General features: G+C 67.3%; 19 protein-coding genes. 11 read left to right on the top strand and 8 right to left on the bottom strand.

The genetic code is table 11. The features are described 5' to 3' along the window. Window positions 1-81: 81 nt before the first annotated feature. Both ACA361_RS29070 and ACA361_RS29065 read right to left on the bottom strand, forming a co-directional pair. A complete protein-coding gene (locus tag ACA361_RS29070; RefSeq protein WP_375017130.1) occupies window positions 82-957 on the bottom strand; it encodes a hypothetical protein in 876 nt (291 codons plus the stop codon). A 109-nt stretch (window positions 958-1,066) separates the two neighbouring features. Beyond that, window positions 1,067-1,540, bottom strand: coding sequence for a carboxymuconolactone decarboxylase family protein (locus ACA361_RS29065; RefSeq protein ID WP_375017128.1), 474 nt, complete (start codon window positions 1,538-1,540; stop codon window positions 1,067-1,069). 146 nt (window positions 1,541-1,686) lie between these two features. Between ACA361_RS29065 and bla the strand changes: the two genes are divergently transcribed. The 10 genes from bla to ACA361_RS29015 all read left to right on the top strand — a co-directional run bounded on the left by bla (window position 1,687) and on the right by ACA361_RS29015 (window position 11,148). Further along, on the top strand, window positions 1,687-2,655 hold the full coding sequence (gene bla, locus ACA361_RS29060; protein ID WP_375017125.1) for a class A beta-lactamase: 969 nt from the start codon (window positions 1,687-1,689) through the stop codon (window positions 2,653-2,655). Between the two features lie 140 nt (window positions 2,656-2,795). After that, entirely contained in the window at window positions 2,796-2,990 is a 195-nt protein-coding gene (locus ACA361_RS29055) for a hypothetical protein (RefSeq protein ID WP_375017122.1), read from the top strand. An 87-nt stretch (window positions 2,991-3,077) separates the two neighbouring features. Next, window positions 3,078-5,606 (top strand): DUF4132 domain-containing protein, encoded by a 2,529-nt coding sequence (locus ACA361_RS29050; RefSeq protein WP_375017119.1) that lies wholly within the window; start codon window positions 3,078-3,080, stop codon window positions 5,604-5,606. 40 nt (window positions 5,607-5,646) lie between these two features. Beyond that, window positions 5,647-6,489, top strand: a complete 843-nt coding sequence (locus tag ACA361_RS29045) for a DUF6597 domain-containing transcriptional factor (RefSeq protein ID WP_375017117.1) — start codon at window positions 5,647-5,649, stop codon at window positions 6,487-6,489. Window positions 6,490-6,566: 77 nt separating this feature from the next. Continuing rightward, window positions 6,567-7,175: a dihydrofolate reductase family protein gene (locus ACA361_RS29040; RefSeq protein ID WP_375017115.1), complete on the top strand. Its 609-nt coding sequence runs from the start codon at window positions 6,567-6,569 to the stop codon at window positions 7,173-7,175. After that, window positions 7,175-7,684: a pyridoxamine 5'-phosphate oxidase family protein gene (locus tag ACA361_RS29035; RefSeq protein ID WP_375017113.1), complete on the top strand. Its 510-nt coding sequence runs from the start codon at window positions 7,175-7,177 to the stop codon at window positions 7,682-7,684. The genes ACA361_RS29040 and ACA361_RS29035 overlap by 1 nt, the downstream gene beginning before the upstream one ends. A gap of 481 nt (window positions 7,685-8,165) precedes the next feature. After that, window positions 8,166-8,759 carry a hypothetical protein gene (locus tag ACA361_RS29030; protein ID WP_375017110.1) on the top strand — a complete coding sequence of 198 codons (594 nt, stop codon included), beginning with the start codon at window positions 8,166-8,168 and terminating at the stop codon, window positions 8,757-8,759. Window positions 8,760-8,934: 175 nt separating this feature from the next. Then, entirely contained in the window at window positions 8,935-9,564 is a 630-nt protein-coding gene (locus ACA361_RS29025; RefSeq protein WP_375017108.1) for a LysE family translocator, read from the top strand. A gap of 561 nt (window positions 9,565-10,125) precedes the next feature. Continuing rightward, window positions 10,126-10,491, top strand: coding sequence for a YybH family protein (locus ACA361_RS29020; protein ID WP_375017106.1), 366 nt, complete (start codon window positions 10,126-10,128; stop codon window positions 10,489-10,491). A gap of 276 nt (window positions 10,492-10,767) precedes the next feature. Next, window positions 10,768-11,148: a hypothetical protein gene (locus ACA361_RS29015; RefSeq protein WP_375017104.1), complete on the top strand. Its 381-nt coding sequence runs from the start codon at window positions 10,768-10,770 to the stop codon at window positions 11,146-11,148. Window positions 11,149-11,351: 203 nt separating this feature from the next. Here the strand turns inward: ACA361_RS29015 and ACA361_RS29010 are convergent, their stop codons facing one another. The 6 genes from ACA361_RS29010 to ACA361_RS28985 form a co-directional block, all read right to left on the bottom strand. Further along, the gene (locus ACA361_RS29010) at window positions 11,352-11,927 is read right to left on the bottom strand and encodes a Uma2 family endonuclease (protein ID WP_375017101.1); all 576 of its coding nucleotides are present in this window, start codon (window positions 11,925-11,927) and stop codon (window positions 11,352-11,354) included. 666 nt (window positions 11,928-12,593) lie between these two features. Next, window positions 12,594-13,001 carry an endonuclease domain-containing protein gene (locus tag ACA361_RS29005; RefSeq protein WP_375017100.1) on the bottom strand — a complete coding sequence of 136 codons (408 nt, stop codon included), beginning with the start codon at window positions 12,999-13,001 and terminating at the stop codon, window positions 12,594-12,596. A 1,149-nt stretch (window positions 13,002-14,150) separates the two neighbouring features. Beyond that, window positions 14,151-14,567, bottom strand: a complete 417-nt coding sequence (locus ACA361_RS29000; RefSeq protein ID WP_375017097.1) for a hypothetical protein — start codon at window positions 14,565-14,567, stop codon at window positions 14,151-14,153. 765 nt (window positions 14,568-15,332) lie between these two features. Beyond that, window positions 15,333-16,184 (bottom strand): serine/threonine-protein kinase, encoded by an 852-nt coding sequence (locus tag ACA361_RS28995; RefSeq protein ID WP_375017095.1) that lies wholly within the window; start codon window positions 16,182-16,184, stop codon window positions 15,333-15,335. 303 nt (window positions 16,185-16,487) lie between these two features. Then, window positions 16,488-17,489 (bottom strand): SUMF1/EgtB/PvdO family nonheme iron enzyme, encoded by a 1,002-nt coding sequence (locus tag ACA361_RS28990; protein WP_375017092.1) that lies wholly within the window; start codon window positions 17,487-17,489, stop codon window positions 16,488-16,490. A 25-nt stretch (window positions 17,490-17,514) separates the two neighbouring features. Continuing rightward, complete coding sequence (locus ACA361_RS28985; RefSeq protein WP_375017089.1) at window positions 17,515-18,294, bottom strand: aminotransferase class IV family protein; 780 nt, start codon at window positions 18,292-18,294, stop codon at window positions 17,515-17,517. Window positions 18,295-18,412: 118 nt separating this feature from the next. On the opposite strand from ACA361_RS28985, the gene ACA361_RS28980 reads away from it, so the two are divergent. Next, window positions 18,413-18,640, top strand: a complete 228-nt coding sequence (locus ACA361_RS28980; protein WP_375017087.1) for a hypothetical protein — start codon at window positions 18,413-18,415, stop codon at window positions 18,638-18,640. The last annotated feature ends 82 nt before the right edge of the window (window positions 18,641-18,722 follow it).

Here is an 18,722-nt window from a genome sequence, read left to right as displayed (position 1 = left end):
CGGCGAGTCCCTCGGCGTCACCCGCCGGTCCGCCCGGGAGCGGTTCTCCGGCGAGGAGTGACGCGCCCGCCCTGGCGCGGCTCAGTCGCTCGCGTACGCGGCCGCGCCCCGGGCGATGCGGCGCGTCTCCTTCTCGTACCACTCGATGAACTCGGCCTGGTACGCCATGTACCGGTCGTGCATCCCGCCGTACCGCGCGTACGGCTCGCCGGCGGGCCGCAGCGGGGCCGGCGGGACGTAGGAGTCCTCCATCAGCAGGGACGTGTGCAGCCGCTCGTCGGCCCGGCCCGCGACCACGCCCGCGATGAGGAGCGCCCGGGACGGCCAGGGGAGCCGCGGATCGCAGTCGAGGACCATCGACTCCCCGGTCAGCCGCCCCCACAGGGCACCGTCCCGCCCGACGTAGCGCACCCTGTCGGCACCGGGCGAGGCGAGCACCCGCATGACGGGTTCCGACGCCGACATCCGCACGACGACGTCGCAGAGCACCTCGTGGTTCGCGGCCCTGAGGTGGTTCCTGCCCGAGACGAGGCACGCGCCGTCGGCGTCGAACGGCCCCTTCGCCAGATCCGGCGCCCGGAACGACGCGCGGTGGTCGTTCGTCACGAAGCCGAGCACGCCGCCGTCCGGGCCGACGACGGCCCACTGCGGAGGGAACCGGTTGCCGCTCAGCTTCCGGGCCCGGTCGAGGAAGAACACCGTCGCGCCGCCCGGATCCGCCACGCGCAGCACGACGCGCGGCACTTCGAGCGCCTCGCCGGGCGCCCGGATCCCGGGGGTGAACGCGCGCCGCAGCCGCGCGAAACGGCCCTGCCGCGTCCGCTCCTCCGCGACCTCGTCCACGGCGACCGGCGCCACCTCGGCGAGCGCGGCGCCCGTACCGGGGTCCCGCACCACGTAGTGGAGGTCCTGGTCCGCGGCGGCCACATCGATCTGCCGGGCCTCGAACACGAGCATGGCGGTCCACCTCAGTCCTGGGAATCCCTGGGAGGCTACCGCCGCGCGCCGCGAAAAGCAGCGCTCGCGGGCCGGAGGGCGTACCCTCCGGCCCGCGCGGGCCGGCCGGCTACCCGAACATCCCGGGCCGGTAGTCGCCCGCGGGCTGCTGGATGATGACGTTCATCCGGTTGAACGCGTTGATGAGGGCGATGGCCGCCACGAGGGCCGCGAGCTGGTCCTCGTCGTAGTGCTTGGCCGCGTTCGCCCACGCCTCGTCGGTGACCCCGCCGGCGGCGTCGGCGATGCGGGTGCCCTGCTCGGCCAGCTCCAGGGCGGCCCGCTCGGCATCGGTGAAGACCTTCGCCTCCCGCCAGGCGGCGACCATGTTGAGCCGCTGCTGGGTCTCCCCCGCCTCCGCGGCGTCCTTGGTGTGCATGTCGACGCAGAAGCCGCAGCCGTTGATCTGGCTGGCGCGGATCTCCACCAGGTGCCGCGTCGAGGCCGGCAGCTCCGAGCCCGCCACGGCCTTGCCCGCCGCGATGACGTGCTTGATGAGCTTCGCCGCGACGCCGTTGCTCATGAGGTCGAGCCGAGCTTCCATGATGTCCTCCTTGCCGTTAACCGCTTCCACCAGGTGGACGACACCGGCCGCCGGAATGTGACATCCCGCCATATCCACCCCGGTATCGATCACGGACGGGTGCCGATATTGGACGCGAAGAGTTGATCTCTGCTCTGCTGTCCCGCATGAGACTCGACTCCCGGCCGCGGACCCGGCTGGCGGGCGTCGCGGCGCTGACCGCGTCCGCCCTGCTCGCCTCGGCCTGCGGAACGAGCACCCCCGCCGCCACGACGGGCGCCGCCAAGCCCGCCGCCGCCGTACCCGCCGCCGGGTTCGCCGCGCATCCCGGCCTCAAGCGCGCGCTTCGGGCGCTCGAAGCGTCGTACGACGGGCGCATCGGCGCGGTCGCGATCGACACGGGCACGGGCAGGGCCGTCGGCCACCGGGCGCACGAGCGCTTCCCGTTCAACTCGATGTTCAAGGTGTACGCGTGCGCCGCGGTCCTCCGGAAGGCGCGCGACACCGACCCCGGCCTCCTCGACCGGGTGGTGCGCTGGAAGCCCGGGGAGGTGCTGGAGAACTCGCCGGAGACCAAGGAGTACACCGACACCGGAATGACTCCCGCCCAGCTCTGCCGGGCGGCGATCACCAAGAGCGACGGCCTGGCGGGCAACATGCTGCTGAAGCAGATCGGCGGGCCCGCCGGGCTGACCGCGTACTTCCGCACGCTGGGCGACCGGGTGAGCCGGCTCGACCGCTACGAGCCGTACCTCACCGGCTGGGCGCCCGGCGAGCAGCGCGACACCACCACTCCCGCGGCCGCCGCGGGGAGCTTCTCCCAGATCACCGTGGGCCGCGCCCTCGACGACCGGGACCGGGACCGCCTGACCGGCTGGCTCCGCGGCTCCCTCACCGGCGCGCAACGCATCAAGGCCGGCCTCCCCGCGACCTGGACGGTCGGCGACAAGACCGGCACCGGCGGCGCGAGCAACCACGGGACCGCCAACGACACCGCGATCGTCTGGCCGCCCGGCTCCACCGCGCCGATCATCATGTCCGTCCTCACCAATCGGAACGCCAAGGGCGTCCCCCACGACGACAAGGTGATCGCCGACACCGCCACCGAGCTGGCGAAGGCCCTCGGCCGGCTCTGACCCGTCCCCCTGGAGTGCGGGGTGCCCGCTGAACTGCGCGACCTGACCGTCCACATCGACACGGGCCGCTGGAACGAGACCCCGGCGTCCTCGTCGCCGATGAGCCGGCCGGCTCCCTCGACACAGAGAACGCGTACGGGGTGTGGGCGACCCTCCGCGCGTACGCCGACGCCGGCGCCGCCGTCCTGGTGATCACCCACGACGTCCCGCTGCTCACCGCCACCGGCGTCGCCGACCGGCTGATCGTCATGCGCCACGGCAGGATCACCGCCACCGGGGGAACCGCCGACCTGGCCGCCCTCCCCGACCCGTACATACGCGGCTTCTTCCGCTGAACGCGAAGCCCGCCCCACCCCTGGCACTCGGACGGCCGTGCCCTTGCCTGGCCGGATTGTCGGGGGGCTGCCGTACGGTGGGGCGGCATGGAAACCCGGCTCTCGGACGAGGACACGCTGGTCCTTCCGGACTCGTTGCGGCGCCACGTCTGCCCGCGGCGGGACGGGAGGCCGGGTCCCAAGCCCAAGGTCAACCGGTCCGCGAGCAAGACCGTGCGGGAGCGCCTGCGCGCGCTGGACGCCGTGCGGCCGCTCACGGAGTGCGAGGGCGTCACGCCGGACATGGCCGAGGCCCTGCGGGCGTACCTGTCCGGGAACGCGGACGCCTTCGGCGCCGCGGTGGCAGCCGCGCTGCTCCTCCAGGACGCCGGGGACGATGACGAGAAGGTCGCCGTGCTGGTGGCCGACTCCTGGGTGGACGAGCACGGGCTGCCGTTCGCGGCCTGCGCGTTCGCCGAGTGCAGCCAGATCCTCTGGAACCGACCGGGGCTCGGGCTCCTCAACGGGGACGCGGTCCAGGGCATGGCCCTCGTCTCCCAGGCGCCCAAGGCGGCCGTACGGCTGCGGGTGTTCCTGGCCGCCGCCGGCGAGGACGTCCACCGGGAGGCGGTGGAGCGGCTGGCGGGGTGCCGGCGCACCGCGTCCCAGCGGGCGGCGGTCTCCTTCCTGGTGCCCACCCGGGTGGACTGGGTGGACGAGTGCTGCGCCGATCCTCCGGTCGTGAAAGGGCGGCTCGGGTTCTGGTGGATGCTGTACGGCTCGCTGGGCGCGCCCGGCCAGGTGGACCGGCTCCTGCCCCACAAGGTCGTCAACAGGTTCCTTTGGGACCGGGCGCTCCTGGCGACCATGGCGGACGCGGTGGGCCCGGCGATCACGCCCCTGGTCGTCGCGGCGTTCGACGACACCTGGGACACCTCCACGCGCAAGCTGTTCCTGGAGGTGCTGGCGGTCCTGCCGGGCGACGAGGCGTTCCAGGCACTGGTGGATCGCGCCGACCAGAAGAACGTGCGGCCCGCCCTGCTCGCGGCGGCCAAGCGGTTCCCGGAGCGGGCCCGGCGGCTGCTGCCCGAGCTGGCGGCCGAGCGGGACGCGCTCGCCGCCGGCCGGCTGCCGGACGCGCCGCCGGACGCCCTGCCCGAGCCCCTGGCCGTCCCGCGGAGCCAACCGGCCCGGGTCCAGCCGGGTGAGTGGGCCGATCTGGAGATGCTGCCGCAGATCAGGCTCCGCGGCCGGGAAGACGCGCTCCCCGCCAGTGCCACCCGCCGCCTGCTGGCGCTGCTCGCCACGTCCGATCCCGGGCAGGCGCACGCGGACCTCGCGGCCGTGAAGGACGCGTGCGACGCCGGGTCGCTGGCCGCGTTCGGCCGGGCGCTGTTCAAGCTGTGGGAGAAGATCGGCGCACCGCCCAAGGAACGGTGGGCGCTGAGCCGGCTGGGGTGGTCCGGCGACGACGAGACGGTCCGCGTGCTGGCGCCGCTCGTCCGCGCGTGGCCGGCGGAGCGCACCCCCGGCAAGGCGTACGCCGGGCTGGACGTCCTGGCCGGGATCGGCACGGACGCCGCACTGACGGAACTGGACGACATCGCACAGAGGGCGAAATACAAGGACCTCAGGAAACGCGCCGATGCGAAGTTCGCGGAGGTCGCCGGCGAGCGCGGCCTGTCACCCGAGCAGCTCCGTGACCGGCTCGTCCCCGACTTCGGCCTGGACGCGGCGGGCGGGCTCGTCCTGGACTACGGGCCGCGCCGCTTCCGTGCCGGTTTCGACGGCAACCTCCGGCCGTACGTGACCGACGAGGACGGCACGCCCCGCCGGTCGCTGCCCAAGCCCGGCGCCAAGGACGACCCGGAACTCGCGCCCGCCTCCTACGAACGCTTCGCCGACCTCAAGAAGGCCGTGGGCACGGTGGCCGGCGACCAGATCCGGCGGCTGGAAGCGGCGATGGTGGCGCGGCGCCGCTGGACCGTCCCGGAGTTCCGGTGCCTCTTCGTGGACCACCCCCTCCTCTGGCACGTCGCGCGCCGCCTGGTGTGGCTCGCCGAGGACGGCACCGCGACGGCCGCGTTCCGCGTCGCCGAAGACCGCACGCTCGCCGGCCCCGGCGACGACGCGCTGACGCTGCGGGACGGCACCCGCGTCGGCCTCGCCCACCCACTCGACCTGGACGGGACGCTCGGCACGTGGACGCGCGTCCTGTCCGACTACGAACTCATGCAGCCGTTCCCGCAGCTCGAACGCCCGGTGCACGTGCTCACCGAGGCCGAGCGCGGCGCCCGCCGCCTGGCCAGACTCCAGGACGCCGTCGCGCCGGCCAGGGCGGTGCTCGCCCTCGAACGGCACGGATGGCGGCGCGGCGCGCCCGCGGACGGCGGCTACCAGCGGTGCCTCTACCGCGCGACCCCCGGCGGCCTGTTCGTCAACATCAGGCTGGACCCGGGCATGAAGATCGGGCACGGGGAGGACAATCCCGTGCAGCGGCTGGCGGAGATCCGGCTCGACGACGTTCCCGAGGACGGCCGCTGGTCGCCGCGCGACGGGCGGCCGTTCGGGGACCTCGATCCGCCCACCGCCTCCGAGATCCTCGGCGAACTCGCCGGAGCGACCACGCGGGCATAGCCCTCTCGCGAACCGTGCCCGCGGCGTCCACACTGGGTCCATGAGGTACGTCGGCCGGGTGCCCGCCCCACCGCTCGACCGCTTCATCGACGACGTCTACTGCCTGACCGGGGAGCCGCGCCATCCCCGGATGAACGTTCCGCCGATGCCGTCGGCGCACCTGTTCATCAACCTGGGCGGGCCCGCGCGCCTCTGGGACTCCGACCCCTCCGTGCCGCCGGCCGTGCTCACCGACGGATGGTTCATGGGTCTGTGGACCAGGCGCTTCCTCGTCGAATACCCCCCGAACGTCCGACTCGTCGGGGTGCACTTCAAACCCTGGGGGCTGTCGCCGTTCATCGACATGCCGGCGACCGAGCTGCGGGACCGCTGGGTGCCGGTCGACGCCGTCTGGCGGCGCTCCGTGGACCGGATCCGCGACCAGGTCGGCGCCTTCGGCACGTCCACCGAGATCCTGCGGGCACTGGAAACGGAACTGCTCTCGCGGCTCGCCGGCGCACCGCCGCACGGGCTCGACCTCGTCCGGCACGCGGGCGGGCGCCTGGAGGCGTCCCACGGCACGCTCCCCGTCGGTGCGCTGACCGGCGCCGCCGGGGTGAGCGGCAACCACCTGGCCACGCTGTTCAAGTCCCATGTCGGCGTCACCCCGAAACGGGTGGCGCGGATCTACCGCTTCGCGCGCCTGATCCTGTCCGTGGACGCCCTGCGCCCGGTCGACTGGTCGGAACTCGCCCAGACGGCCGGATACTTCGACCGGGCCCACTTCAGCCGGGAGTTCAAGGACTTCACCGGCCACACCCCCACGGAATACCTGGCGCTGCGGCGCCGATTCCCCGCCGAGAAGGGATTCCCGCCGGACAGCGGCCCGATGCCCGCCGATTGATTTCTTACATGCCCGCCCGCCCCCGGGGAAGGCAAGATCGGAGCGAACCCGCAAGCGGACGCGACGAGGAGGACCCCGTGGGCACCGTGGTCATGCACAGCGTCATGTCGGTGGACGGCTTCATCGCCGACGACGACGATGAGGTCGGTCCCCTCCACGACTGGTACTTCAACGGGGACGTCCCGCTCGTCGAAGGCGACTCGCGGTACGACCATTCCGGCGCCGGAACCGCCTTCAAGGTCTCCAAGGCGTCGGCGGACTACGTCCGGCCGGCGTGGGAGTCGATCGGCACGATCGTGATGGGCCGCCACCTGTTCGACCTGGTGAACGGCTGGGAGGGCCGGCCGCCCGCGGGCGACCACGTGGTCGTGGTGTCCCACCGCCCCAAGCCCGAAGGCTGGCACCCCGAGGCGTCGTACCACTTCGTCGACGACGTGACGGCCGCGATCGCCAAGGCCCAGGAGCTCGCCGGCGAACGGACCGTCAGCGTCAACGCCGGCGAGGTCGGCGGCCAGATCCTCGCGGCCGGCCTGGTGGACGAGGTGGCGATGGACGTCGTCCCCGTGGTGTTCGGGTCGGGCAAGCGCTACTTCGGCGGCATCGACGGGCAGCATCTGCTGGAGCATCCCCACGTTGTCCTCCAGGGCGACGGGGTGCTGCACCTGGCGTTCAAGGTACGCCGCTAGTGGACGACCTCGACGCGCACGCGCGCGCCCTCGTCGACGCCAACCTGTACATGACGCTCGGCACCGCCGACGCCGAGGGCCGGCCGTGGGTGTCGCCCGTGTACTTCGCGACGGCCGATTACGGCGAGTACTACTGGGTGTCTTCTCACGCCGCCGTCCACTCGGGCAACATCGCGCGGCGCCCCGAGGTGAGCATGGTCATCTTCGACTCGCAGGTGCCGCCGTTCCACGGGCGCGCGATCTACCTCTCGGCGACGGCCACCGAACTCACCGGCCGCGACCTGGACCGCGGCCTGGAGATCTACCCCGGTCCGGAGACGCGAGGGGCGACCGGGCTGACGCTGGACGACGTCACGGCCCCGTCCCCGTACCGCCTGTACCGCGCCACCGCCACCGAGGCATCCGTCCTCTGCCCGCGAGAACCCCGCCGGCCGTGCCCGCTCCACTCGCTGAACGCCGACCACCGAACCCCCGTCCACCCCTGGCAGCGCGCCCACCGGACGCACTAGATCCGCCGTATCCGGCTTGATGCGGAAATGCCCGATCAACGACGTCACCTCCTGCGACTCCTGAGGGACCTCGAACCATGGGACGAGATCGAGGAACGGCATCGCCGGAAGACCATGGACTGGATCGCCGGCGGGGCTCCCCTGTATCGGACGCGGAAACCCGACGTACCGCCCGTCCACCTGGTGAGTTACGCCGTCCTGATCGAGCACGGGCACGTACTGATGGTCGACCAGCGACATCACGTCATTCGACCGCCGCGAGTTCGCGAGCATCGCTTGGATGAGTCCCGCGGGGCTCCTCGCCGCACCGATCGCCACCCGGGACCCTCACATGCACCGCTTCACGCACAAACTCCAGCCCCTCCTCTGACCCGGTCGGCCGGCCACGCGACAGTACGCCGCAAGCTCGTCCAACCCGAGAAGCCGGATTTCCCCCGGACGGGGGAGGATGCACCCCCTCCGACCTGGATTTACTGCTGCCATGGCCTCGACTCATCGCGCACCCGACCGCCATGAAACCCGGCCACGCCCCGGCATCGTCGTCACGGTGGCAGCCGCGCTGGTGGCTCTGGCCTGCATCGGCTTCGCAGTAGTCAACGTCGTCTTCGAGATGACGGACCGCTTCGCCGAGGGCCCCTATGCCGAGCACGCCTCCGCGATCTCCGTGATGAACTGGCTCGTCGTCGCCCTCAAATTGCTAGGCGCGGCAGTAGCGATCCTGTCGGTCACCCAGCCGCCAAGGCTCCTGTCCCCCGCCCGTCTGGGCGTACTGCTGTGGGGGGCGTTCACCCTGCTCAGCGTGTACGTCCTTGGCAGCCTTGTGCAAGCGGTCGGCATCGCTTCGGGCCTGATGGGCAGCACCGACCAGCTCACCATGGCAGGAGCGGCCTACGTTCTCTTCTTCCTACTGCTGGCCACCGGATACGGGGTCCTGACGGTCTCCTACACGCGGCGCCATCAGCTACGGAAAAGCGTCACGGCTCTCGGCGTTGTAGGCGGCCCCGTACTGCTGGGCGTGGTCCTGGCGGCCGCTCCCGCAGCGCTGACGGCTCTCGGCCTCATGTCTGAAACCTGAATCGCGAACCAAGCAAATCCCGGCCCTTCCGGAAACCTGTCCGGGAACGGTCCCCAAACCGGCCGATAATCCTCCCGCAAGATCGAAAATCAATTCCCGGCCACCTGCTGCGTCGAGCCAAATCACGGTGGCTTGCCTTGTCATCTCCAACCCGCCTTGGGGTAGGGAGATGCGCATGCAGAACAACCTGGCCGCTTTCGCGGTGGCCGCCCTGCTGGTCTCGATGGCCCCTGGCCTGACCACGGCAGTGATCATGCGTCAGTCGATTCGCTTCGGGCGGTCGGCGGGTGTGGCAACGGTGCTGGGCAACGAGACCGGGTGGCTGCTGTGGTCGGTGACGGCCGCGCTCGGCCTTTCGGCGCTGCTCCTGGCGTCCCAACTGGCTTACGACGTGATGCGGATCGCCGGTGCCGCCCTGCTGGTGTTCCTGGGCCTCAAGATCATTTGGCAGGCGTGGCGAGGCGAGCCCGAACGACCAGAAGTCGACCAGGAGCCGGGCCCCTCCAGGTGGCACAGCTACCGGCTGGGCCTGGTCACCAACCTGGCCAACCCGAAGGCCGGAGTATTCGCGGTGGCGTTCCTGCCGCAGTTCGTTCCTGCGGGCACACCAGCGCCGACGTTGCTGCTGCTGTTGCTGGCGATCACCTCAACGGTAATCGACCTGGCCTGGTATTTGGCGATCGTAGGTCTGATCGCCAAGGCCAGGCGCTTCCTCCAGCGCCCCCCGGTACGACGCCGGCTGGAATGCGTCTCCGGGGCCGTTCTGGTCGCCCTGGCGGTGCGCCTGGCCACCGGAGCCCGCTAACACCTCCGAAGAGAACCCTGCGACGGGAGCGGAGGCCCCGGGGCCGGAGGGGCGCATCGGCTGGCATCCGGGCAACGTCAACGACGGCCCCGCCCAGATAGATCTCGTCCCTGACCAAGCACCGGCCGAGATCATGATCGGTGACACTGGCGACCTGTACATCTTCACCTGCACACAATGCGATCACCGTCCCACCCTGACCCTGATGCAATGCTCGTGATCCGCCCTAGAGTCGCCTCTCCAGGAGAACGAGCGAGCGGCAAGCAAGGTGTGACAGACCGCCTCGCGTAATCGCGCGCACCGGCCCGCGGGGTCTGGGACGACTGCGGAACTCCCGCTTCAAGCTCGTAGCCGTGGTGTGATCGAGGGGGCGGTCAGGACTGTCCCGGGCGTAGGTGACGGGCCGCGGACAAGCATGACGACAACTGTCCTGTAGGGCAGCTACACGACGTCGGGCGGGTGGGAAATACTGGGCTGTAGTGATCTTGCCGGCCCCGGGTTCCCGGGCGTGATCGCCTTGGCCCGCGCAAGCGCTACCAGGACGGCATGGAGGGAGACCCGATGGGTCCCGAAGAGCTGCATCGGCTCATGGCCGCTCGCTTCACCGACGGCGACCTCGCCGGGGTCATGAGCCTCTACGAAGACGGCGCCACCTATGATGCCGGGCGGAGAGGACGGCTCCAGGGCATCGACGCGATCCGGGAGCACTACCGCCGTTTGCTTGCACTGAACCTGGCGCTGGAACTGCGGACCCGCAAGGTGGTCGCCATGGGCGAGATCGCTCTGCTGGCGTGCGACTGGCGACTGCGCGGCACAGGGGACGACGGCAAACGCGTCGACAGAAACGGGACCGCAGTCGAGGTCGCGCGACGCCAGGCGGACGGAACCTGGCGCTACCTGATCGACGAGCCTGCTTTCCTCGCCTGAGTGACTTGCCAGGGCCCCATCCGTCCTTAGTTGCACGCTAATTGCACGGCGGTGAAGCCGCCGACCTGGCACTCTCTGGGCTCTGTGCCCTGTCCCCCCGCACGGACCCCGCATCGGTCCGAAGTGTTCATCCGCGCGAACGGCAGGACGGTGTGACAGACGGGTCCTGGCGGGAGCGCTCTCCGGCTCCCTTGGCTGGGGTCGCGAAACCCGGCAGTGCTGAACCTTGCCGATTAGTATCCTGCTGATTGACCTTGCCAGGCAGGGAGCGCAATCATGTCTCGCCCGTCCGCACCCCCCGGCGGACGCCCGCGTGCGATCGCGGCATTGCTGCTGTCCGCGTTCTTCTTCCTGCTGATTGGATGCGGGGCGATGATGGTGTTCATCGCTGCCCGTGACATCTATGTGGCTGACCGGCCGATCAAGTGCGGCGGCGAGGTGGTGCCTCCAGACGGACCGTACATGTGCTTCGGCGGTTATGGCCCCCGTGACTACGACGATCTCGTGCAGGAAAGACGCGACGGAGCGGAACGGGCACCGTACATGCTCGCGTTCGGGGTCCTGGTCGTAGTCATCGGTGTGCCGGGCTTCAGACGCGCTACTCGTTACGTAGGGCGTGTCCAGCGATGGGCGATCTCAGGCGTTTGGACCGAGTGAGCCTTCGGTTCCCTCGGGAACACCGCCGACCAAGAGATCTGTTCCCGCGCCGATAGACCGTCGAGCATCCTCGTCCTGCGTGAACTGGGGCGTTAACGCATCGCTCTGGAGTTACAGAGGCAAGCCGATGGACAGGTGCGAGACGGGAGTTTGGTGCCCGGCCGGCCGAGGCTCCCGGATCCAACCGGTAGGCAGCCTGAATGTCAGCGTCCGCGGACGACCTTGAGGTCGATGTCCAGGGCGAAGGGCAGCGTTGCGGTGATGTGGTCGTGGTGTACGCCGGTGGCAACGTACGAACCGGTGGCGTCGTCGAGTTCGTAGGTGTGGACCGCGAATGCCGGTGCAGTCTGGTCGGTCTCAACTCGCCAGTAGTGCCGGATACCGGCCGCTGCGTACAGGGTCGGCTGCATGCGTCGATCCTTGCGCTTGGTAGACGGTGACACCACCTCGGCGACAAGGGTGACCGACTCCGCGTGGATAGGACGTTCGTACGGGTCGTGTTCGGCCGAGTAGACGACGATGCCGGGAGCGATCTCCACCGGCTCCGTCGCGTCATCGTCCAGCAGCACATCCACGTCCGTGTCCACCTGCCAGGCGTCCGGTGCTGCATCTTCGAGCCGGGTCGCCAGGCGCCGCGCGATGCGCTGGTGGATCGGGCGGCGCCGTGGGCTCACGACGAGTTCTCCGTGGACGAGGCTCACACGTACAGGAAGGTCTTCGGGGAGTGCCTCGTAGTCCGCCCGAGTCCAGGTGTCACCGGACGGCAGGGGGAGGGTCATCGCAGGCATGGTTCCCGGTGCCTCCGGTCGGGTCGGTGCGAGTACCCGGCCAGAGTACCCTCGGCACCTCTCCCCGGGCCTTCGTCAGGACCGCTGCCGGGCACGGGTCCGGTGGGCGGCGTTCATCGACAGCCACGCCAGCGTGGACGGAGTCCAGGTGGTGGTGGAGGCTGATCGCCCGTTGATGGCCCGGCGAGGGTCTGAAGCAGAGACGATCAAGGCCCAGTGTTCGGGATCATGTCCCGGACCTGGGCCTTCTTTGTGGAGCGGGTGACGGGAATCGAACCCGCGCTGTCAGCTTGGGAACCAAACCGATCACGCCCCCTGGGGCCGCTGACCTGCCTTCCAGCCCTCCCACGAGTGACCGTAAGTACCCCTAGATCACCCTGGCTAATTGCCCGCTAATTGCCCGCCGCTCTGTCGCTGACCTGGCCTCTCGTCCGCACTCATCGCCCGCCCACGCCCCTTGTCTCGCCCGCACACAGGCGCGTGGGGCTGGCCAGCGAAGCCGACAGAGCCATGCGACGTCACCTGCCGGCCGCTCACCGACCGTCCGCTTTCAGAAGCAACAACCACCCTGCGGCGGTGGCGTCCACCGAGGTAGGACGGTGCCTGACGTGCGTCAGTGGTGCCCGTCGGTTGGTGTCGTTGCCGTCAAGGTTGCCGTCAACGTTCCGGTCTGAAGCCTGTCCCGACCCACGGACACGGAGGGCAGGAAGGGGGCTCGGTGCAGTTGTAGCGGCTCAAGACAGGCTCTGAATGATCACACTTACAGCGGGCCGTCTCTGACCACCCCGCGGCTCGACAATCTGGGCACCTGAGCCAGTGCTGGACGTACATCCAGTCTTCGGCGTTCCGGGTGTGGCGCCCTGGGAAGGCGCCTCGATCGATCGACTGCATGAGGCCGTTGCAGTAGTTGCAGAGGATCCCGCGTATCCAGCCATGAGAATGACAGTGGTCGCGGACACGTGGGTGATCCACGCCCCCACATACCTCGCATGGCTCCTGAGGTCGTCCGAGCTTACGGAACTGCTCCCGGTTGTATCTGACGGGGTCCTGCGCACCGGTTCCCATACCGACGACCTACCCGCATGACCGTGAGCCGCGCTGAGACCAGTTCATTAGGAGACCACTGAACAAGATCCACACCCGGTCTCCTGACCTGCTGCAAGCCCCCCTCAGTTCCCCCAACGTCCAGGCCTGCCCAGGCCCGCCGTTAGCACCTGTGTGGGCAACGCTGCCCACAGCGCCCACTCATCCGAGGGCAAGGGGACCCGGAGCGCAGGGCCGGCCACGGCGCGAGCACCGGAAGCCCCGCGGCAGCCCTTAACCCGCACATTCGACTTTCATAAATTATCCGCAAATAAATCAGTTGACCACGTTGGCCATAACCGTATGCGATAACCAAATATAGTAATAAAAGTGATACTAACCCCCCCTGGACGTGACCTATGTCACAGCGTGTAATGTTAACTCATGCCCAAGGACGCACTCACTTTTGGCGGTGGCTCGGTGGATGCGCTCGTCGAGTACACGAGTCGCACCAGCAAGCCGGGAGTCAGGTTCGCGCCGACGGCAGAGGCGGCGCTGGACTCCGCACTGCGTGACCTGGCTGCGCGTCTTCCTGGCGCTCATCGTGGTGGAGTGCTGGTGAGCGAACTCCCCGGCCCGTCAGGCGTGCCAGACCTCATTGCCCTACCCAACCCAGGCAAGGCCTTCGAGGTACGTCTAGCTAGTCCAATCGCGCCCCTTCTGCGCTGGGGTGAGGCACGGCTAGTGAGCATACTTAATACCAGACGGCCGATAGCAACTGATCGAATCCCTGACCTGCTCGACTCAGATGTTTCTACAACCGAGCGTCTACTGCGCCGATTGACCGCCAGCGGGGCCGTAACTATAGAGAATGGGGCAGCACTCAGAGCTGCGGCTCTCACGCCTGTCGGTCGCTTGTACGCCTTGGAGGCCAAAGTGCGTGACTGGCGCCAAGGATTGGCACAGGCCTTTAGATATCAAGGATGGTGCGACGCTAGCGCACTTGTTCTCGCACATTTCCCGCGAGATCCTACCCCAGTGATTGAATCCGCCGTCAACCTAGGCGTCGGGCTCGCTACCGCTGAACGATGGATCGTGCGCCCAAGAATCCGACCACTTAGTGGAGCGCGAAGATTGTGGGGCAGCGAGCACTTGGTCGCCTCACTCAAGGGAGGCGCTAGCTAACTTGCCTTACCATAGGTTTTCGGCTTCAGCGTATTGCTGCAAGGCCCTATAGGGTGCGTCAATCCACATCTCACGATCACTTCGCCCCATGAGACGAACCTGACCAGTGAGTTCGTTGAACTGATGTTGCGCCGCTTCATAACGTCGACGTAGCGCCGCAACTTTTGCTCGACGCTGGCCCTCCATCGCGATCTCATCAACTAGCTCGCGAAGCATACGCAGGTGATGCCACCGTTCACGAGTATCGTCAGCCGGCATTGCGCCGTGACGCAACTGAGAGGCCAACTCAGGGTTCAAGCGTTCGATGTCATCAGCGATAGTGCGCCTCAATACGGCCACAAGCCCGTGTTGCGTTACATAGGATGCCGGGATTCGAATAGCGGGCGATGACTGCTGATAAGCAGCCGGATCAAAACAGCGCATTGCCCGATCCCAGCCAGAGCCGACTGTGTCTGCACCCGCGGCAACGGCCAGAAGACCGAGCAAGTCAGATTGAGCAACTATTACTCGACTCCTCTGGGTCAGAGAGTGAATAGTTCGCAACCATCCAACAAATGCTGTTGTAGCCGAAGCGTCTGAAGCACTCTCCACAGCACCATTGCTTGTCATGGTAACAACCCACGTAGAGGCGCGAAGGGCTGCGAGTCGTCCAACATGAGCATCAAGGTCAGGCCCTGAAGCAAAGAATGCGCGATCACCTGCGAGCGCCTGATAGCAATCTCGATCTCGCCCCCTCGCCACCTGAGCCGTTTCGATCGCGTGTAGCGCGTCAGATGACGTCGGTGAAGTCAGAGCAATGGTAGGAGATAGTTTAGGTACCCCCAATTCGCCTTGGTGCTGAAATACTCGGTCAACGTGCTCTATTCTGCGCGCAACCGTGTCCAGTCCAATGCCCGCTGGCCCCCACAACTCCCAGGTGTCGTACAGCTTTAGTAGATTCGTCCCAGGTAGCAGGCGAGCATGAGTGGTCGGATCGAACAAAACCTCGTTACCCGGGAGGCCGGCGACCACAGCAGACGCATCCTGGTACCTGGGCTGAGGCACACGCGGAGTAGCAAAAGGACTGATGATCACACCAGTAGCGCGTGATTCGCGTATTGCAGTCTGGCACCACCCGAGATGACCACCCCGTCGGCCGTCTTGGACTAGAACACCCATTCAGCATCTCTTTCGGGTCGAGCCGGGCTACTACAGCTGTTCGATCTCCTTTAGGTCGGACAAGAGTTCGCCGCCATCGAGGTAGCGTCTCGCGGGCTGGCGTTGCAGACACCTGTCCACAATGTCTACCAGGGGGTCAGGGATGTCGTTTCTCTTGAGGCGCACAGAGGCAACGTCTTGAGTCCGCAACCTAGCGAAATATTCGTCCTCCGTACCGCCGGGTTCTACAGGGAGCGCCCCCGTGAGAGCCTGAAAAGCGAGAATACCTAGACCGAAAATGTCACTTGCCGGCTGGACATCACCTCCTGGCACGTGCTCAGGGCTCCTGTATCCACGTGTACCAGGTTGGAATAGCCCAGTCAATGCCGTCTTCGCCAGGTGGCGCGCCAGCCCGGGATCCATCAGAGTGAAGGAGCCGTCGTCCCGCACTCTGATATTCGCGGGGCTCAGATCTCGGTGAACAACATCGAGGGCATGGAACTCAGAAAGTCCTGCCCCTATGTCTGCAAGCATTCGGCTTACCGTCCGAGGATCCCAAAGGGGGCCGAGTTTGCTACGCAGGTCGGCGCCATCCAAAAATTCTTCCAGCCAAGCTATAGCCATCGGCTTTCCTGCCTGATCCGCTACCTCGACCGCTTCAGTCAGTACACGCACGACGCGTGGCGAGTCAATTTCGGCAAGGATTTCAACTTCGCGCTGCGCGCGCTCGAAAACATGCAAGAAATCAGGCCCATCGGGCAATAGAACGACCTTCGCGGCAGCCTTGACCCCTTCGAGACGGCAAGAGTAGACCGCTTTTTGTCCTCCCACTTGAAGTGGCTGAATATCGGTTATAGATAGTGAACTTTTTAGTGCTTCGACAATGTCGGCTTCGGTGGGCATTATATGTTCCTCCTCGATGGGTTGGTTGCCGCTGCAGTAGCTCAAGAGTCGGCTTCCGATCTGAGGCCCTTAGCCAGATGCTAGTCAGCATGCCACAAGGTGCACATGTGAGTCGGCAATCGAAAAGAAGATCATGCTTAGCAAGTTTTCATCAGTCCCGTGGCCGCCCGCCCTGGCGCGCCGGGATCGGACGGAACAGGCCGCACGCCCGGCGCGCCAGGGCGGGCGGCCGCCGGCGGCGCGAAGCGGCGCCCTTGAAGACGTAATGAAAGTTCTCATCCGGCCCCGTGGCCTGGGCTGTCGTCAGGACTGGCTTGGACGGTCTCTCATGTTGAGGAGGGCTCGCATGGTCTCGGCTGGGGTGACGCAACGAAAGCCGGTGTCGTCGTCAAGCATGTCTGCTGCTGCGTCGTTGAAGGTTGACGGTGTGCAGCGGAGGAACGGACTCGTAAAGGCACTGCCCTTCAGCTCGTAGCGTCCCGGCTCGGACTCGGTTGAGCACCACTCCCAGGTGTTGCCGCACATGTCGTAGACGCCGTATGGGCTCACGCCGCTTGCGTAGCAGTCAACGGGGGTTGTGCTTCGCTTTCCGCCCTCGCGGCAGTTGACCTTGGCGGGCGTTCGCTGGCTGCCCCATGGGTAGATGTCGCCTCGGGTGCCTCGGGCGGCCTTCTCCCACTGCTGGGCGCTCGGCAGGGCCTTGGCGGACCACTGGGCGTAGGCGGTGGCGTCGTGCCAGGTGGTGAACACGACGGGGTGGTCTGAGAGCCCTTCTGGGACTTCCCCGTTCTCCCAGTGCTGCGGCGGCTTGTAGTCGGTCGCTGCAACGAACCGTGCGTAGTCGGCGTTTGTGGTCGGGAACACATCGATATAGAAGGCTTGGAGGTACGCCGGTTCGTTGGTTTCGCCGGCGAAGTAGACGCCGGACGGCACGAGGGTCATCAACTTGCCGTCGATGGGGTGCCTGACCTGGTCTTCGTCTCCGACGGGGATGGACGGCTCTTGCTCGGGGCTCGCGGGCTGATCAGAGGTCACGCCCGGATCCTGCGTGGGTGCGCTCGGTGTCGTCAAGCCGACCATCTCGGCGAACCGGGTCTGGACCTCGGCGCTCGCGGCGGCGAGGAGGGTGTCTAGGGCCTGCTGGTTGACCGGCCGCGGAGTCAGCTTCTCCCCGGCCTTCTCCCACTTGACGATGATTCGTTCGCTAACGCCCAGTTCGGCGGCGAAGTCGACCTGACTCGCGCGCTTGGCCTGGCGTAGTGCGCGTGCTTCAAGACCTGTCCAGCGTTGGACTGTGGGGGGCATGTCGTGGTCTCCGGGAGGGCTGGACTCAGACGGCTTCGGCGGGGATCTCTTCGTATTCCTTGCGGAGCGTCTTGAGAACGGGATGCTCTCCGGGGAACTCCACTTCGTTGATGGCGGTGATTGCGCGTACGCCTATCGCGGTGTTCGTCGCGAATGCGGCTTCCATGCGGGGAAGGTCTGCGATGTTCACGGGGCCCAGCGCGGACGCGTCGTGTACCTGCTGCAAGAGACGCATGGTCACGCCGGGCAAGACCTCGGCGTTAGGCCAGATGACTTGCTCGCCGTCGTAGAAGCCGATGTTCCACGTTGCTCCCTCGGAGAGGTACGCCTCGGCATCGACGAACACGCAATCGTCGAAGCCGTCGAGCTGGGCGCTACGTCGGTGCCACAGCGCACCGAACAGGCCAACGTGCTTCACCTCCGGTAGGTCTCGCATGTACTGGGCCGTCTGCACTCGGAGAGGGGCCATCGGCCATGTGCCCGCCGGCCTGGTCGTGACGAGGATCTTCGGCCCTGCTGGCGCTCCCGGCCTGCCCAGCTCTAGATCGGGGTCGAACACGGTGACCCGGACCACGAAGGAGCCTTCTTCGTCTGCGGTGGCTTGCCGCACGTACGCGCGGACCTGATCCCGGTCCAACTCGCTGCGGAAGAGAACCTGACAGTCGCGAACAAGGCGCTCTATATGGTGCGAAAACCCCCGAATGCGATGGTTCTCCATACGCATGGAGGTGAAGTGCCCGTAGTTGATAAGCGCTAGGGCCTTCAGTTCATCGGGGCCCACAGGTGCGCCGTTGAGTTCCGCCATGCGCCCCAGTGTGGCAGCACGTATGTGCTGTTCACAGTCCTGGGTGCGGTGCAAGTTCAGTGCTGAGTCGGTGGCGGGACATGGGAAAGCCCGTAATCACCGAGCACTCTGAGATGCCATGAGCACTCGTGGGCGTGCAGAAGACAAGGTCGTGCGGCTGGACATGCCGCGTTCACGGAGCAACACCCTGCGGAAGGCGGTCAAGCTGACTGAGGAAGAGCGCCACCTCCTTCTCGCCGAACTCGCCGAAGTCACGGCGGAACTCAACTGGCTCCAGGCCCGCTCGATGGAGATCGCGGCCCGCGTCCTCGAAACGTCGTCCACCGAGCACGCCCGTTCGGCGTAGGCCACGCCCTGAATACAGCTCAACATCCGAACACACAGAGAGATGTGGCGATGGTGGACGAGGGTCTTCAACCGGCTGGAAG

It is taken from the genome of Actinomadura sp. 21ATH (genome assembly GCF_041951345.1).
GTDB lineage: Bacteria > Actinomycetota > Actinomycetes > Streptosporangiales > Streptosporangiaceae > Spirillospora.
Note: the sequence above shows the minus strand (reverse complement) of the source record. Positions and strands in the feature narration are given on the sequence as shown.